18 protein-coding genes and 1 other annotated feature are annotated in these 15,750 nt (G+C 48.8%); of the genes, 16 read left to right on the top strand and 2 right to left on the bottom strand.

Annotation, left to right across the window (positions count from 1 at the left end):
* Positions 1-16: 16 nt before the first annotated feature.
* From KNQ02_RS02570 to KNQ02_RS02645, 16 genes are all read left to right on the top strand, one after another.
* Positions 17-1,738: a type IV pilus biogenesis protein PilM gene (locus KNQ02_RS02570; protein ID WP_214807262.1), complete on the top strand. Its 1,722-nt coding sequence runs from the start codon at positions 17-19 to the stop codon at positions 1,736-1,738.
* Positions 1,735-2,457: a hypothetical protein gene (locus KNQ02_RS02575; protein WP_214766489.1), complete on the top strand. Its 723-nt coding sequence runs from the start codon at positions 1,735-1,737 to the stop codon at positions 2,455-2,457. Before KNQ02_RS02570 ends, KNQ02_RS02575 begins: the two co-directional genes overlap by 4 nt.
* 107 nt (positions 2,458-2,564) lie before the next feature.
* Entirely contained in the window at positions 2,565-3,143 is a 579-nt protein-coding gene (locus KNQ02_RS02580) for a Maf family protein (RefSeq protein WP_088837536.1), read from the top strand.
* A gap of 47 nt (positions 3,144-3,190) precedes the next feature.
* Positions 3,191-3,823 (top strand): RadC family protein, encoded by a 633-nt coding sequence (gene radC / locus KNQ02_RS02585; RefSeq protein ID WP_204251439.1) that lies wholly within the window; start codon positions 3,191-3,193, stop codon positions 3,821-3,823.
* A gap of 162 nt (positions 3,824-3,985) precedes the next feature.
* Positions 3,986-5,020, top strand: coding sequence for a rod shape-determining protein (locus KNQ02_RS02590; RefSeq protein ID WP_029331054.1), 1,035 nt, complete (start codon positions 3,986-3,988; stop codon positions 5,018-5,020).
* Positions 5,021-5,034: 14 nt separating this feature from the next.
* Entirely contained in the window at positions 5,035-5,919 is an 885-nt protein-coding gene (mreC, locus tag KNQ02_RS02595) for a rod shape-determining protein MreC (RefSeq protein WP_214807264.1), read from the top strand.
* Positions 5,912-6,415, top strand: a complete 504-nt coding sequence (mreD, locus tag KNQ02_RS02600; protein WP_088837533.1) for a rod shape-determining protein MreD — start codon at positions 5,912-5,914, stop codon at positions 6,413-6,415. Before mreC ends, mreD begins: the two co-directional genes overlap by 8 nt.
* A gap of 3 nt (positions 6,416-6,418) precedes the next feature.
* Positions 6,419-7,093, top strand: a complete 675-nt coding sequence (locus KNQ02_RS02605; RefSeq protein ID WP_159173494.1) for a septum site-determining protein MinC — start codon at positions 6,419-6,421, stop codon at positions 7,091-7,093.
* A 5-nt stretch (positions 7,094-7,098) separates the two neighbouring features.
* Entirely contained in the window at positions 7,099-7,947 is an 849-nt protein-coding gene (gene minD / locus KNQ02_RS02610) for a septum site-determining protein MinD (RefSeq protein WP_051667297.1), read from the top strand.
* Positions 7,948-8,010: 63 nt separating this feature from the next.
* Positions 8,011-9,357, top strand: a complete 1,347-nt coding sequence (locus tag KNQ02_RS02615; protein ID WP_214807265.1) for a ribonuclease E/G — start codon at positions 8,011-8,013, stop codon at positions 9,355-9,357.
* Between the two features lie 66 nt (positions 9,358-9,423).
* Positions 9,424-9,493 (top strand) — a sequence feature (ribosomal protein L21 leader region).
* 15 nt (positions 9,494-9,508) lie between these two features.
* Positions 9,509-9,817 carry a 50S ribosomal protein L21 gene (rplU, locus tag KNQ02_RS02620; RefSeq protein WP_012370978.1) on the top strand — a complete coding sequence of 103 codons (309 nt, stop codon included), beginning with the start codon at positions 9,509-9,511 and terminating at the stop codon, positions 9,815-9,817.
* A 3-nt stretch (positions 9,818-9,820) separates the two neighbouring features.
* Positions 9,821-10,159, top strand: coding sequence for a ribosomal-processing cysteine protease Prp (locus KNQ02_RS02625; protein ID WP_029331048.1), 339 nt, complete (start codon positions 9,821-9,823; stop codon positions 10,157-10,159).
* 14 nt (positions 10,160-10,173) lie between these two features.
* Entirely contained in the window at positions 10,174-10,452 is a 279-nt protein-coding gene (gene rpmA, locus KNQ02_RS02630; protein ID WP_012370976.1) for a 50S ribosomal protein L27, read from the top strand.
* A 69-nt stretch (positions 10,453-10,521) separates the two neighbouring features.
* On the top strand, positions 10,522-11,007 hold the full coding sequence (locus KNQ02_RS02635) for a Spo0B domain-containing protein (RefSeq protein WP_029331047.1): 486 nt from the start codon (positions 10,522-10,524) through the stop codon (positions 11,005-11,007).
* A gap of 15 nt (positions 11,008-11,022) precedes the next feature.
* Complete coding sequence (obgE, locus tag KNQ02_RS02640) at positions 11,023-12,318, top strand: GTPase ObgE (RefSeq protein ID WP_029331046.1); 1,296 nt, start codon at positions 11,023-11,025, stop codon at positions 12,316-12,318.
* 45 nt (positions 12,319-12,363) lie between these two features.
* Positions 12,364-13,641, top strand: a complete 1,278-nt coding sequence (locus KNQ02_RS02645; protein WP_088837530.1) for a hemolysin family protein — start codon at positions 12,364-12,366, stop codon at positions 13,639-13,641.
* A gap of 389 nt (positions 13,642-14,030) precedes the next feature.
* Here KNQ02_RS02645 and KNQ02_RS02650 read toward each other — a convergent pair whose 3' ends face one another.
* Positions 14,031-14,573, bottom strand: a complete 543-nt coding sequence (locus tag KNQ02_RS02650) for a transcription repressor NadR (protein WP_088837529.1) — start codon at positions 14,571-14,573, stop codon at positions 14,031-14,033.
* 27 nt (positions 14,574-14,600) lie between these two features.
* Positions 14,601-15,686 carry a cysteine desulfurase family protein gene (locus KNQ02_RS02655; protein WP_214807266.1) on the bottom strand — a complete coding sequence of 362 codons (1,086 nt, stop codon included), beginning with the start codon at positions 15,684-15,686 and terminating at the stop codon, positions 14,601-14,603.
* Positions 15,687-15,750 lie beyond the last annotated feature (64 nt).

Consider the following 15,750-nt stretch of genomic DNA (forward strand, 5'->3'; position numbering starts at 1 on the left):
AAGGACGAACCTACATATGGCGCAAGCTAGGCGTAGAGGTACATATATTTATTTCAACTTCACGGATGTCGCCGTCTTCGGCGCCGTCGTCAAGAACGGTGTCATCAAACGACGCGCTGTTGCGTCCCTGCCTGCCGGGACACTCCAAGGTGGATGGTTGCAACCGGAAGCGTCACTTGATTTGATTTTTGACAGCCTGTTGACGAAATTGAAGGTTCCGCGAGGTTCGCAAGCTGTCCTTGCCCTCGATGGTTCACTCGTCCTTGCCCGAAAACTTGAAATTCCGGAGTCGGTCGAGACGAATCAAATCCGCGGGTACTTGTTCATGGAGCTTGGTCACAGTATCGTCCTGCCGTTTGAAGAACCGTACTTCGATTACACACTGCTCGAAGAAGACGGCAAACGAGAAATCATGCTGTATGCGGCACCGAACGAAGCGATTCAACAATACATGCAATTGTTTAAGCAAAAGCACCTGCGGCTTGTCGCAGCTGAACCGCAACCGCTCGCTACGTTTTTCGGAATCGAGTCGCTCTATGAAGTCGAAGACAGTAGCAGCGTCTTGATTTGGAACGTCAATGCGACGAATCATCAACTGATCATCATCGAAGACAAAGTGCCGCGCTTAATCCGTTCCGTCGATACGTTCAGTTCGAACGTCTGGGAAGTTGAAGTGATGGAGGATCGTCTCCATTACCGGTATCGCTTAGATGACGCACAAGTCGAGATGACGCTTGACGAAATGCTGCTCGAATTTTCACGTGTGCTCGATTTCTACCGGTTTTCGCTCGCACGCGACCAACGGGAAATCAGCCGTGTCATTCTAGCGGGAGACTTCCCGTTCCAGGAGGAGCTCGTCAAACGGTTCGAAGCGAATTTTGATCTCCGACTCGAACAGCTTCCGGAGCAGCTCGAAGTCGCGCCACAACCGATTCCGCGTGCGTATTTACCGCTGATCGGACTCGCGATTCCACAAAAAACTCGAATCAATCTGTTACCAGAGAACGACGTCATGCCGAAGTTTCCGCTCGTCGCGTCGCTCGTCCTGTTGTTATTTGGCGGAATGATTGGCGGCTACTTGTTCTGGCAAACGGACCAGTTCGCGGACCGAATCGAGACGGCAAACAATCAAGTGCAAATCGTTCGTGCCCTTCAAGCGGAATCGGCACAATCAGCAAAACAAGAAATTGCCCAATTGAAGCAGACCGTCGACGGATTAGAGGAGACGCCGCGCCCGGCAGTCCCGACGCTTGAACGGATTACCCGCTACTTACCGGAACGCGGCTACATCTTACAGTTCGCCTATGGTGCCGATCATCTCGTGACGATGAATGCACAATTCGAAACACTGGAAGAGTTGAATGGTTTTTATCGTCAACTCTTGACGGATGACGTCTTTACAGGAGTTTCATTGACAGGTATCACAACGAAGACGATGAACGAAGAGGCAGATGTCGTCACGTCGACGACGATCGACCCGGCAACAGGGGAAGAAATTCCGACGACGACGATTACACCATCGGCTGATGAAAAAACGGAAGAACCGCGTTACATCGGTCAATTCACGTTGTCAGTCTTACCGGCGGAGGTCGTCAAAGGTGAAACGAATGAAGCGAATCCGGATGTACCAAAAGAAGATGGCGAGACGGAGTCGGCAACGCCAGACGGTGAAGTGACACCGGAAGACGGAACAGGCGAAGTCGTCTCGACCGAGATTGAGGAGGTGGAGGATAATTGAAGCGTTATAGTAGTTACCTTCTCCTCGGATTGACGCTCCTGCTCGTAATTGGAGGAGTCGCCTATTTCGGTTATACGACCTATACGACGTACGAAGAATTGAATGAAACGGAAGCGACGCTTGACCGGGAACAGATGGCCCTCGAAATCGCAAAAGCGAATGAGCAAAAAGTCGATGTCGCCGAATCAAGCTTCTTACAGAAAAAAGTGCCTGTCCTCCCGGCGAATGATGACGTCATCGACGCCATCAATGCCTCGAGTCAAATCGCAGGAGTCAAAGTCCAGTCGATTACGTTCAGCCAAACGGATGTTGCACCTGCTCCGGTTGTCGAGTCGACACCGGTCGTCGACGGAGCGATGGCGACAGAGTCTGACATCGATGCGGATGGAGCAGAAGCACCCGTCGCGACGACGGCCGCGACACCGCTTCCGGCATCGTTATCCGTCGAAGCACCATCCTATCTCGAACTGATGGCATTCCTTAAACAAATCGAACGGACGGATCGGATTACGATCTTGCGTCAGATTCAATTGACGGGGCCGGATGAACCGGGTGCCGGAAGTGAGACGATTCTTCTTGACGATGAGATGATGGCGTTTACGATTGAAATCGAGACGTATTATCGACCTGATCTAACACAACTCGTTCCAGATAAGAAGACACCACTCAAGGAGACGACCCCGAAATCAGATCCCTTTGTTGATGTCACAGGAAATTAGTTTGGAAACAAGTGCTTCCCTTCACGGGAGAGGCACTTGTTTTTCGTTATACTACCCGTTGAGTGAATTAAGCTAGTTCGAAATCTATCAGAAAGAGCGTGATACTAATGGTAACGCAACCACCCTTGATTCTTGCTTCGGCGTCTCCGCGCCGGACACAGCTTTTGGACCAAATCGGGATACAGCATGAGGTTCGTCCTGCTGACGTCGTCGAAGAAGCGCCCTATCCGATGGCGCCTGCCGAATACGTCGCCTACTTATCCGACAAAAAAGCACGTGCTGTAGCTAAGGCGGATGAAATCATTCTGGCGGCAGATACCGTCGTGTCGATTGACGGTTTGATTTTGGAAAAACCGCTCAATCGCTTAGCCGCAAAGCAGATGTTGCTTCAATTATCTGGTCGGACCCACCATGTCTTGACGGGCGTGACGATTGTGATGAATGATCATGTCGAAACATTTACCGTGACGACAGAAGTCCGTTTTGCCAAATTGTCGCAGGACTGGATTATGCGCTACACGGAGACGGATGAGCCGTATGATAAAGCCGGTGGATACGGCATCCAGGCGGTCGGAGGATTATTCGTCGAAGCGATTTCAGGCGATTATTATAATGTCGTCGGATTACCGATTCATCCGATTGCGAAACGACTCGAAGCATTCGGAATCAAGCCGGAATTTGCGTAACGCCTATTAAAGAGAGGTCGGATGCAGTGATTGAATTGCCGAAGGATATGATTCAACTAAAAGGGCTGACCCGTGCGACGACAGTCGAATTGCTAGCATGTCTCGTCCGAAGTGGAACGAGAAATCAATCGCCGCTTGAAATCGCGGAAGAATTACTTGATCGTCATCCCTCGTTGATTGAGCTTGAGGCAGCGGGAGTCGGAGGACTGGAGAAGTCACCCGGCGTCGGCAAGGCGAAGGCGCTCCAAATCATGGCGGGACTCGAGCTCGGCCGCCGGCTCGTCACAGAACCGAAGTGGGTCCGACCGGTCGTTCGTTCACCGGAGGATGCAGCGGAGCTGTTGTTAGAAGAGATGCGCCTGTATCAACAGGAACATTTCATCTGTCTGTATTTGAACACGAAAAACGAAGTCATTTCCAAAAAGACGCTGTTTATCGGCGGTCTCAATACGTCGATTGTTCACCCGCGCGACATATTTCGGGAAGCCATCCGCTGTTCGGCGGCCAGCTTCATCGCTGTCCATAATCATCCGTCTGGCGATCCGACGCCAAGCCGGGAAGATATCGAGGTGTCGGAACGGATGGTCGAGGCGGGCAGATTGATTGGAATCAGTTGTATCGATCACCTCGTCATCGGTCACGGACAATTTATTAGTATGAAACAACGCGGATTTATGTAAGAATAACGTCTGAGGGGGAAGTGGACTTCCTGACCTCAGGCGTTTTTATGTTTTGAAAAATAGGTGAACTGTAAACAAGCTGTAACGTTTTAGCGCTTTTCTAAGAGTGCTTTTCCGTTATAATTAGTGGAGTTGTATTTTCAGAGAGGGGTTTTTTGAATAATGTTTGGATCATTTAGCCGTGAAATCGGCATTGACTTAGGTACGGCAAACACGCTCGTTTATGTAAAGGGGCAAGGAATCGTTGTACGCGAACCTTCTGTTGTCGCTTTCCGTACCGATACAGGTAAGATTGAAGCAGTCGGGAACGCAGCGAAAAACATGATTGGACGGACACCGGGCAACGTGACGGCACGACGGCCGATGAAAGATGGCGTAATCGCTGATTATGAAACAACTGCGACGATGATCAAGTACTTCATGGATCAAGCGTCGAAGAAAAAAGGATTGTTCTCTTCGAAGACGAACGTCATGATTTGTGTGCCAAGCGGCATCACATCAGTCGAAAAACGTGCCGTTGAAGATGCAGCAAAACTTGCCGGCGCGCGTGAAGCCTATACGATTGAAGAACCATTCGCAGCGGCAATCGGAGCTGGACTCCCGGTATCTGAACCAACAGGATCGATGGTCGTCGATATTGGTGGCGGAACGACGGAAGTCGCAGTCATCTCGCTTGGCGGCATCGTAACGAGTCAATCAATTCGTGTCGGTGGAGATGAAATGGATGAGTCAATCATTCGTTACATCAAATCGAAATATAACTTGATGATCGGTGAACGGACAGCCGAGACACTCAAGATGACGATCGGTTATGCACGAATCGACGAAGAGTCAGAAAACGAAACGATGGAAATTCGTGGTCGCGACCTCGTCACAGGTCTTCCGAAACAAATCGAAGTAACGAGTGCAGAAATTTGCGACGCGTTATCCGATACGGTCGATGCGATTTTAGCAGGTGTCAAGCACACGCTTGAGCAGACACCGCCGGAACTTTCGGCTGATGTCATGGACCGCGGAATCGTCTTGACAGGCGGCGGTGCGCTCCTTAAAAACCTTGATTCTGTCATCGAAGACGAAACACGCATCTTGACGCTTGTTGCTGAAAACGCACTCGATTGTGTCGCAATCGGTACAGGAAAATCACTTGAGATGATGAATGTCCTTCGTTCGAAATCAGGCATCTCACAAAAAAGATAAGGACGGGATGAGCGATGAAGCGATTTTTAAATAATCGAAAACTGCTCATCACACTCCTTAGTTTTCTCCTTTTGGTGATATTGATCGGTATTTCGTTGCAAGGGCGTAACCAATCCCACTGGTATCAAAGTTTTGTCCGTGATACCGTCGGGGTCGGTCAACGTCTTTTCGCGACACCGATTGGCTGGATTGATGATACGGTCACTTCGATTACAGAAGTGCGTGACGTGTATAAGGAAAATGAGTATTTAAAATCACGTTTAAATGACTATGCGGAAAATTCCGTCAAAGTTCGTGATTTAGAACGTGAGAATAAAGAGTTAAAAGATATGCTCGACCTGGGTGGCTCGATTCGCGAATATACGTTACTTCCAGCTGAAATGATTGGTCGCACACCGTCCGAGTGGCAACGTTTCGTGACCGTGAACATCGGCGAACAAAAAGGGGTCAAGTCCAATATGGCCGTCGTGACGGCAGATGGATTGATTGGACGTGTCATTCAGACGAGTGCCTACACTTCGCTCGTTCAGTTGTTATCTGACACGAGTCGTACGAACAATGTCTCAGCTGTTGCGGACGATACAAAAGGAAAAGGGGTCTTCGGAACGATTGAAGGGTTCGATGAGGAAACAAACTTGTTGAAATTCACGAAAATTCCGAATGACGCGAAGTTAAAAAAAGGGCAGATTGTCGCGACATCCGGTCTCGGAGGAAAATATCCAAGCGGTGTTGTCATCGGCAAAATCGAGGAAGTGAAGTCGGATAAATACGGTGCTTCGAAAATCGCATACGTCAAACCGGCAGCAGACTTCGAACAGTTTGGTCACGTCTTCGTGATTGAACGAGAGGCGGAGGAACCTTTCGCTGAGACCGATAAGGGAGGGGACACTAGTGAATAACGTCAAGTTGTTTTTCGCCGTGTTCCTTCTTTTTATCTTGGAAGGAACGATTTTTGCAGGTCCGCTCGGTGACGGGTCACCGTATGCGGTCCACCTGACTTTGATTGCCTTGATGTTTCTCGGACGCTACGGCAAAATCGAACAGGCACTTGGTTTCGGCTTAGTATTCGGTCTGTTATATGACTTCGTCTATTCCGATATCATCGGTATTTACTTATTTGCGTTATCTGCCATTCCGCTTTTTAGTAGCTTCGTGCTAAAATATGTAAAGGAGAACGTATTGACGATTATCGTCACCTTTACGTTCAGTGCCTTATTATTCGAATTTGATATTTATTTCTTTACGGCTTCGGTCTTAGGTGTCGATGTTCCGTTTAAAGAACTGGCGACACAAATCATTCCGAAGAGTCTCATTGCACAGCTGATCGGGATTATCATTCTGTATTATCCGATGACCCGACTCGTGCAATCCACACTTGACGAGAAAAGAGGATGAGTCATGATTGAACGTAAGCGTTATGTAACGATGAAAGGTCATCGTGGTGGCCTTGCCGTTTATGTAAACGAACGGTGCAGTGTGGATGAATTTCTTGACGACTTAGAATTGACGCTTGCCGATAAATCCGTCGAGAACGGACGCGCCGTACCGATTACGTTCTTCTTTGGGCGACGTTACGTCGACGAAGGTGTCGTGACAGCGGTCGAATCGATTGTCGGACGACATGATTCCTTTTCATTTAACGGGTATGACAGTGAGTGCCTGACGAAAGATGAAGCAAAAGCATTATACGGGGAACGGACCTTCCACTATTTTGGTGGAACTGCTAGGAGCGGTCATGTCCTTGATATTGAAGGGTCCATCGTCGTCATCGGTGACATCAACCCTGGTGCTGTCGTACATGCGACTGGAAGTATCTATTGTCTCGGAGCATTAAGAGGAACGGTTCACGCCGGTAAAGGTGGCAATGATGAAGCAGTCGTCGCTGCAAGTATGCTACAACCGAAGTGGATTTCGATTTCCGACATCGTCCATGATGAACCGGATGATGCACCGGTACCGGCCTTAGAAATGGGTTGTGCGTTTATAGGGGAAGCGGGAATTGAATTTTCTCGACTCCAAACCGTTCCGCTTGCGCGGATGGATCAGTTTGCGATCGATAGTGAAAGAGGGTGACAGACATGGAACAAGTGAAAGAACAGGTACATAGAGATGCCAAAACGAACGTCGGGCGGGCGATTGTCGTCACGTCTGGTAAAGGTGGCGTCGGGAAAACGACGACGACTGCGAACATCGGAACTGCGCTCGCATTGATGGGCCATTCTGTTTGTCTCGTCGATACGGATATTGGATTACGTAATCTCGATATCGTACTTGGTCTCGATAATCGGAGTATCTATAACATCGTCGACGTCGTGACGGGGCAATGTAAGTTGCACCAAGCACTCGTGCGTGATAAACGTTTTGAAGAGATGTATCTGTTGCCTGCTGCCCAGTCTAAGGACAAATCGTCCGTCACGCCGGAACAGGTGAAAGCGATCATTGACACGTTGAAACTTGAATATGAGTTCGTTTTAATCGATTGCCCTGCTGGAATCGAGCAAGGATTCATGAACGCGATTGCGGGAGCGGATGAAGCCGTCATCGTCACGACACCGGAAAAAGCCGCTGTTCAGGATGCAGACCGAATCATCGGCATGCTCGAACGGTCGGAGCGTGAAATCGTCCCGCGTCTCGTCATCAACCGTGTCCGTTCACACATGATGGCATCAGGGGACATGCTCGACATCGATGAAATCATGCGTATCTTGTCGATCGACCTGCTCGGCTTGATCGTCGACGACGAAGAAGTCATCGCGGCCTCGCACCGTGGCGTCCCGGTGACGATGAATCCGGATAATCGGGCCGGACTCGGTTACCGGAACATCACGCGGCGGATTCTAGGAGAGTCAGTTCCATTACTCGACTTAAACGAACAACCGCAAAAAGGGTTCTTCGTGAAATTGAAAAAAATGCTTGGTATGAAATAAGTTAGGGAAAATAGACGAGAAGAGCTATGTTGCTTCTGGTCTATTTTTTTTGGAGGAATTCGTATGAAATGGATTAGTGAACAAACCCCGTCGCTTGAGCGTGTTGCGTTAGTTGAAGGCGGACGGGTCGTCGAGTACCATGAGCGGATGCGAGATGAGATTCGTGTCGGTACGCTGCTCTACGCGAAAGTCGATCGGCTGCATCCGACGCTTGAGGCTGCCTTTTTGATTGCGACCGATGGAACACCGCTTTACTTACCGATTAACGAAACACTGGAAACGTTACGCCGTTACCCGGATGTCCCGACAATCGGTCAGGCTGTCCAAGTCGGTCAGACCGTTCTCGTTCAGGTCGTCAAGGAAGGCACGGCACCGAAACAGCATAAAGTGACGCAAAACATCACCTATGGCGGACGCTATCTCGTCTATTTCCCGTATGGTCGGCGTGTCCGCTTCAGCCGGAAACTCGATCTCGTCACGCAGCAACAATTAGCGGAGCTGATTCAAACAAGTGAGATGGAAGGCATCTTGTACCGGACGGAAGCATCGCAAGCAGAAGTCGGTGTACTTGAGAAAGAACTGTTCCAGTTACGTGCCCGTCACGAACAAATGCTAAAGCAGGATAACTTAGAACAGGATGAATCATTGATTGTCCAGGAAGCGAAACGGCTCCCGTTCATCGAAGAAGCCTGTGTATCGAATCGAATGGAAAAAGAACGATTGGAGCAACTCGGATTACGCGTCGATCGTCCTGTATTGAAAGGACGGCTCCCGGAGATGGAGCATGTCGACCGCGTCATCGAGAAAGCGCTCGAAAAAGTCGTTTGGCTCGATGGAGGCGCCTATTTATTGATTGAAGAAGTCGAGACGATGACAGTGATTGACGTCAATAGTGGAAAGATGATTTCCGTCAAAGAGCAAAAACGGACGTTTGACCAAATCAATGAAGCGGCAGCCGGTGAAATCATGCGGCAATTACGCCTGCGCAACATCAGTGGCATGATTGCCGTCGATTTCCTGCGGGGCTCAAGTAAAGGGCAGACGCGTGTGACGCAATTGCTAAAGGAACGCGCCGCCCAAGAAACGAAGCAAATCGAAGTCTACGGCTTTACGAAGATGGGCCTTTGCGAATTGACGCGGCAACGGCATGGAAAATCGTTACTCGAGCGTTCCATCGTACAAGGGAAGCCGTCACGGATTGCGATTCACCGACAACTCGAACCGAAGTTGATTGAAATTGCGACCTATGCGGAAGCAGCAGTCGTCCGCGTGCCGACTGGCGGATTAAGTCCGTTGTTGCTACAAGATGCACCGGTCGAGCTGTTGATTGTCGAAGGCGAAACCGGTATCTTATTTACGGGAACGAAGCAGGAATGTGAAGAATTTATCGGTCGTCAGCAAAAACAATAAGAACGTTATTGACAATAGTCAACTTCATTTGGTATTCTGAATAACGTTAGTTCGTTTGGAAGCACCAAATGACTACAACCGCACAGACCGGGTTTTAAAGCATCCGCTGCCCGTGATGGCGAGTCTGAGTTCCTAAGAGGAGGTGCACGTAATGTACGCAATTATTAAAACTGGTGGTAAACAAGTTAAAGTCGAAGCTGGCCAAGAGATCTACGTTGAGAAATTAAACGCAGACGTCGACAGCACAGTAGAATTCGGCGAAGTCTTGATCCTTGGTGGTGACGATGTTAAAGTCGGCGCTCCACTCGTAGAAGGTGCGAAGGTCGTAGCAACGGTCATCAAACACGCTCGCGCGAAAAAGATCACAGTCTTCAAAATGAAAGCTAAAAAGAACTACCGTCGTAAGCAAGGTCACCGTCAACCTTACACGAAGGTCCGCATCGAGAAAATCGAAGCGTAAGCCATGATACGTGTTAAGATTCGACGAGATGAAGCGGATTTGATCCGTTCCATCGAAGTGACAGGACATGCCGAGTTTGCTGAGCCTGGTCTAGATTTAGTCTGTGCCGGCACTTCAAGCGTGATTTTCGGAGCATACAATGCAATCGAGTCACTACTCGGGCAGGTCCTGCTCCTTGAAATGGCAGAACAACAAGAGGGTGGCTACTTTTATGTAGAGCCGTACGCTGACTTAGCACCGGATGTCAGTGAACGCACCCAATTGTTACTGGAAGCGACATTGGTCCAACTCGGAACCATCGCTGAAAGTTACGGTGAGTATATCCAACTTGAACAAATATAGGAGGTGGATTCCACATGTTGAAACTTAATCTTCAGTTCTTCGCATCGAAAAAAGGGGTAGGTTCGACAAAGAACGGTCGTGACTCGCAATCGAAACGCCTTGGGGCGAAACGTGCAGACGGTCAAACTGTTTCTGCTGGTTCAATCCTCTACCGCCAACGCGGTACGAAGATTCACCCAGGTATGAACGTCGGACGTGGTGGCGATGATACACTTTTCGCAACTGCAACTGGTGTCGTTCGTTTCGAACGTCTTGGACGCGACAAAAAACAAGTCAGCGTTTACCCAGCATAAGTGATCGATGAAGCAGACTCTAGCCACTTTCGGGGGTTAGGGTCTGTTTTTTTTAGGAGGGAACGACCGATGAAGGATGAGCAGGTACTTGATCTTTTAAAGACACTTCGTCACGAATGGTTGAATCGATTACAACTCGTTCGTTCGTATAGCGCGATGGGTGACGAGGCGGCGGTTGAATCGATTTGTTCAGTCTATCGCGAGCAAGCGTCACGAGAAGGACGCCTGACGTTGATTGAACTACCGAAAACAGCGCTCACACTTCAAAGAGCGGATTGGACAGGCTTGACTGTCGAATATGATGTGATCGAGAAACCGAAGCAGATTGATGACGTACGGCTAGCGAAAATCATCGAGGCTGCGATTGATATGATTGAAGTGGGAGATGGAGAAGTATCCGTGACCTTCCATGAGGGCGTGACCATCGAGGTCTATCGGGATCTACTAGATATGTCGCGCCTTAAGAATCTAGTGACGCCGATGGAAATCGAGTCACAGACAGCCAATGAGTGTGTGATCGAAATTGAAAGTCTTCCTGTAGGGGAAGAGAAGTAATAGGAGGGATCTGACATGTTCGTCGATCAGGTAAATATTTATGTAAAAGCAGGAGATGGTGGACGCGGGCAAGTTGCGTTCCGTCGCGAAAAATATGTTCCAGACGGTGGTCCAGCCGGAGGAGATGGTGGGCACGGTGCTCACGTCGTTCTTGAAGTGGATGAAGGACTTCGTACGTTAATGGACTTCCGTTACAAACGTCACTTTAAAGCCGTTCAAGGTGAAAATGGAATGTCGAAGGGGATGCACGGACGTAAGTCGGAGCACCTCGTCGTTAAAGTACCACCAGGCACGGTCGTCTACGATGATGATACGGATGCAGTCATTGCCGATCTCGTTCATCACGGGCAACAAGCCGTCGTCGCTAAAGGTGGACGTGGTGGACGCGGAAACTCGCGTTTCGCGACACCTGCGAACCCAGCTCCGGAACATGCGGAAAACGGGGAGCCGGGCGAAGAGAAGTACTTGAAACTTGAACTCAAGATGCTCGCTGATGTTGGACTTGTCGGATTCCCGAGTGTCGGGAAATCAACGATGTTATCAATCGTCTCAGCAGCACGTCCGAAAATTGGAGCATATCACTTCACGACAATCACACCGAACATCGGTGTCGTTGAAACGGAAGACAGCCGTAGCTTCATCATGGCCGACTTACCGGGACTCATCGAAGGAGCAAGTGAAGGTGTCGGACTCGGTCACCAATTCCTCCGTCACGTCGAGCGGACGAAAGTCATCGTCCACGTCATCGACATGAGTGGAATGGAAGGGCGCGACCCGGTTGAGGATTACAACATCATCAACAAAGAACTGGCAGACTACAACTTACGTCTGACGGATCGTCCGCAAGTCGTCGTCGCAAACAAGATGGATATGCCGGATGCAGAAGCGAACCTCGAAGCGTTCAAAGAAGCTTTCCCGGACCTCGAAGTCTTTGCAATTTCTGCAGCGACGCGTCAAGGATTGCGTGACCTCTTGTTCCGGATCGCCGATCTCGTCGATGCGACACCAGAATTTGGTCTTGAAGAGCTTGAAGAAAAAGCAGCGACACCACGTGTTGTCTATGGTTACGAAGCACCAGAAGCTGGCTTTACGATTTCGAAAGATGAAGATGATTGCTTCGTTATCCAAGGACCACGGATCGAGAAACTCTTCACGATGACGAACTTCATGCGGGAAGAGTCGATTAAACGATTCGCTCGGACATTACGTCAAATGGGCGTCGATGATGAGCTCCGTAAGTTAGGTGCGATTGATGGGGACGTCGTTCGGATCCGTGACTTCGAATTCGAATTCATCGAGTCTTCGTTCTAAAGATCACGTAAATCATTCATTTAGGAAATGGAGTGTGAAATCATCGTGGACCCACTTCCCGCGATTCCGTTTATCTGGCTGCTCGTGTTATTGGTCATCTCAGCGTTCTTCTCTTCTTCTGAAACTGCTTTATCTAGCGCAAACCGCTTACGGATTTTGCATCAATCAGAAGAAGGCGACCGTCGTGCCTCACAAGCACTGCGCTTGTTCCAACGCTATGAAGAAACGCTGACCGCAATTTTGATTGGCAATACGATTTCGAACCTCGGTGTTGCGATGATTGGGGGATGGCTTGCGATGACGATGTCACCGGAGCCGTTACCACGCGTCGGCATCATTTTCGGAACGTTCTTACTGATTTTGTTATTCGGTGAATTGATTCCGAAATCTTACGCACGGGAACATGCTGAAAAGTACGTCCTCTGGATTAGTCGTCCACTGCGCATGTGCCTGAGTCTCTTCAAACCGGGAGTCTTCTTATTCTTAAAGTTGCGCCACGTTGCACTCGTCCTGATTGGTGCTGATCCGAAAGGACCGCTCGTAACGGAACAAGAACTTCGTGCACTCGTAGACATTAGCGAAGAAGAAGGCGTCATGGATGAAGCAGGGGCTGAGCTTGTCCACCGTGCCGTCGATTTTAAGAACATTACTGTCGAAGAAGCGTTGACACCACGAACAGATATTCAAGCGATTGATATCGATGACAGCTTCGAAGAAATTTTACGTGAGGTACAAAAAGGCGGTTTTTCCCGTCTGCCGGTTTATAAGGACTCGATTGACCATATCATCGGTGTTCTATCCGAACGTGATTTCTTACGCGAGTTCGTCAAAAATGGAACCGTCGACATCCGTGAGTGGATTCGACCGGTATCCTTCGTCGTCCCGCAAACCCATTTGATGGATTTGTTACCTGAACTGAAAGTGAAACAGTCACATATGGCTGTCGTACTTGACGAGTTTGGTGGAACGGCCGGATTAATTACGCTTGAAGATATTTTAGAAGAATTAGTCGGTGAAATTTGGGATGAGCATGATGAATCACTTGAATATACGAAACAGATTGGTGTAAACCGTTTCGAATGTCTCGCAGAGTATGATATTGAAGATTTTTGTGACCAATTCGAGTTGACGATGCCGGAAACAGAAGCCCAGTCGCTGGGCGGCTGGATTATGGAACGTGTCGGTCAAATTCCTGAAGTTGGTACAACGATGACATATGAGCGTGTCACGTTCACGGTACTTCATGTTGAAAACCGCCGTGTCCGAAAAATATTAGCAACATTCGCGTCTGAAGTTGCTGAAACGGTCGAAGAACGATCTTGATCGACTTGGAAGAGGTCTGAACACAACACGTTGATTAAAAGCCGATGATAAAAAAAAGAAGGGATTGCCATCTATCATGGATGTGCAATCCCTTCTTTCAGCGTGTAGACAAAGTGATATCTGAAAATAAAAGTGTCTTTTTTCGTTGCTTTCCTCGGGCGAGGCGCGAACTGTTGCTTCTCGATATCACATTTTTACGTTTCATAAGAGTTTGTCTACAGTCTAAAAGTCGAAGAGGCATATGCAATCATCGCTTAAAAATCAAACGTAATGAAAGACGATTCTGCCCTGTGCGTAAGAAACGCCGATGTTCCCGCTTTTATGCGGAGCCATCGGCGTTTTCTGTACATACTTTTTTCGTTCATGACGGTCAGGTGCATGCATTTTGGTTAGACGTCCAACTCGGAAACTAGGATGCCGAGATGATCTAACTTTTCAATTGCTGCTTCAAGCGCCTCATCACTGTCAGCTTCTAACGTATGGATGTGGACACCATCTGTCAGACTCGATAATGGGGTCGCCTGTGTTTCTTCAAGGCGTTCTATTAAAACACGGACATCACGCCGACTTTTCAGCATCAACTCGCCCGTGATGAAACCGTAGACCGGATGTTCGACGATGACGTCAAGAACGGTGACGCCTTCGTCGACGATGGCGTCACATTCTTCTTTAAGTTGATCGTATCCATGACGGCAGACGATTTTTCGCCGTTTTCGTGAAGAATCGTTTTCTAGTTCGTTGAGTAAATACCCGCGAGCCGTAGCTACGACTGGATGACCTTTGGCTTTTAATAACGATAAATCCTGAACGATGACTTGTCGGCTTACACCCGCCTGTTTCGCAAGTGCCGTACCGGTGATCGGATGATCACTATCCTCGATAATCTGTAGGAGTAAGTTTCGACGTTCTTCTCCAGATTGTCTTCTTCCCATTGCCACTCCTGCCCTTCTTCAAAAAAATCATATATCAAGTGTACATAAGAAATCGATACACCGCTCGACTTCCTCTTTTGTCGTATGAAGTCCAAAACTAAGACGAATCAGGCCGTGTGCTGCCGTTTCATCATACTGGATGGCACGAAGCGTAGAATTCGGTCCATTTTCGCCTGCCCGGCAAGCGCTTCCGGCTGAAACAGCGATTCCAGCCCGGTTCAGGGCAAGTAAAACGAATTGTCCATCCATCCGTTTCGTATGAATGGCACAAATCGATGCCAGTTGATGTGGAGATTCGACGATGTGATAACTCGCATGAGGAAGTCTTTTTTGTAGCATACCACGAAATTTCTGACTTGCGGCTTGGAAGCGAGGATTTTCAGATTGATAGTGCTCACAAGCAGTCAGGAAAGCGACGATTCCCGGGATGTCGACCGTTCCGGGGCGAATTCCAAGCTCGTGGTGGGCAGCGTAGTAAGGGCTAAAGAGCGGACGGCGTAAATAGACGGCACCAAGTCCTTTTGGTCCGTAGACTTTATGACTGCTGCATGTATAGGCATCAAACGAGTCGATTGAGAGGGGGTGTTTGAGAAATCCTTGCACACCGTCACAGTGAAATAAGATGCCTCTCGCCTGACAAAATTGAGCGATTTCTTCAACTGGAAAAATGAAGCCTGTGTCCGAGTTGACGTGTTGAATCGAGACAACACCGACTTCATCCGTGCAGACGGTCTTGAAGTACGTCCAGTCAAATGAACCATTTGGAAGAAGTGGTAAGAGAATCGTATTTGAGGCGAGCCGCTCCAGTGGCAGGAGAACGGAATCGTGTTCGCAAGCAAGTGTCAAGACAGTTGTCTTTTGACTTTGACGAAGGAGGTGCTGTATCGCAATGTAACTCGCTTCCGAGCCACTACCGGTAAAAACGATATTTCCATCAGTTTGACCGAGTAGAGCTAAGAGCTGTGTACGTGCTCGTTCGAGAATTTGTGCTGCTCGATTTCCTATGTCATGAAGTGAAGAACTGTTGCCGTAAGCTTGTTCAGCCGCCAATCGATACTGTTCAATTGCACCAGGGTACATCGGTGTCGTTGCCGCGTAATCTAAATAAATCATAAATGAACCGGATCCTTTCGTCTTGTCACTCGACTAAAAATATGCCAAACTTATTGTCAAGACA

The sequence above is a fragment of the Exiguobacterium sp. s102 genome (genome assembly GCF_018618635.1).
GTDB classification, from domain to species: Bacteria; Bacillota; Bacilli; order Exiguobacteriales; family Exiguobacteriaceae; genus Exiguobacterium_A; species Exiguobacterium_A oxidotolerans.

Coding starts and splice junctions, on each gene's coding strand:
- KNQ02_RS02570 (WP_214807262.1), top strand. CDS start 17: ATGGCGCAAGCTAGGCGTAGAGGTACATATATTTATTTCAACTTCACG.
- KNQ02_RS02580 (WP_088837536.1), top strand. CDS start 2,565: ATGGTAACGCAACCACCCTTGATTCTTGCTTCGGCGTCTCCGCGCCGG.
- radC (WP_204251439.1), top strand. CDS start 3,191: ATGATTCAACTAAAAGGGCTGACCCGTGCGACGACAGTCGAATTGCTA.
- KNQ02_RS02590 (WP_029331054.1), top strand. CDS start 3,986: ATGTTTGGATCATTTAGCCGTGAAATCGGCATTGACTTAGGTACGGCA.
- mreC (WP_214807264.1), top strand. CDS start 5,035: ATGAAGCGATTTTTAAATAATCGAAAACTGCTCATCACACTCCTTAGT.
- KNQ02_RS02605 (WP_159173494.1), top strand. CDS start 6,419: ATGATTGAACGTAAGCGTTATGTAACGATGAAAGGTCATCGTGGTGGC.
- minD (WP_051667297.1), top strand. CDS start 7,099: ATGGAACAAGTGAAAGAACAGGTACATAGAGATGCCAAAACGAACGTC.
- KNQ02_RS02615 (WP_214807265.1), top strand. CDS start 8,011: ATGAAATGGATTAGTGAACAAACCCCGTCGCTTGAGCGTGTTGCGTTA.
- rplU (WP_012370978.1), top strand. CDS start 9,509: ATGTACGCAATTATTAAAACTGGTGGTAAACAAGTTAAAGTCGAAGCT.
- KNQ02_RS02625 (WP_029331048.1), top strand. CDS start 9,821: ATGATACGTGTTAAGATTCGACGAGATGAAGCGGATTTGATCCGTTCC.
- rpmA (WP_012370976.1), top strand. CDS start 10,174: ATGTTGAAACTTAATCTTCAGTTCTTCGCATCGAAAAAAGGGGTAGGT.
- KNQ02_RS02635 (WP_029331047.1), top strand. CDS start 10,522: ATGAAGGATGAGCAGGTACTTGATCTTTTAAAGACACTTCGTCACGAA.
- obgE (WP_029331046.1), top strand. CDS start 11,023: ATGTTCGTCGATCAGGTAAATATTTATGTAAAAGCAGGAGATGGTGGA.
- KNQ02_RS02650 (WP_088837529.1), bottom strand. CDS start 14,573: ATGGGAAGAAGACAATCTGGAGAAGAACGTCGAAACTTACTCCTACAG.
- KNQ02_RS02655 (WP_214807266.1), bottom strand. CDS start 15,686: ATGATTTATTTAGATTACGCGGCAACGACACCGATGTACCCTGGTGCA.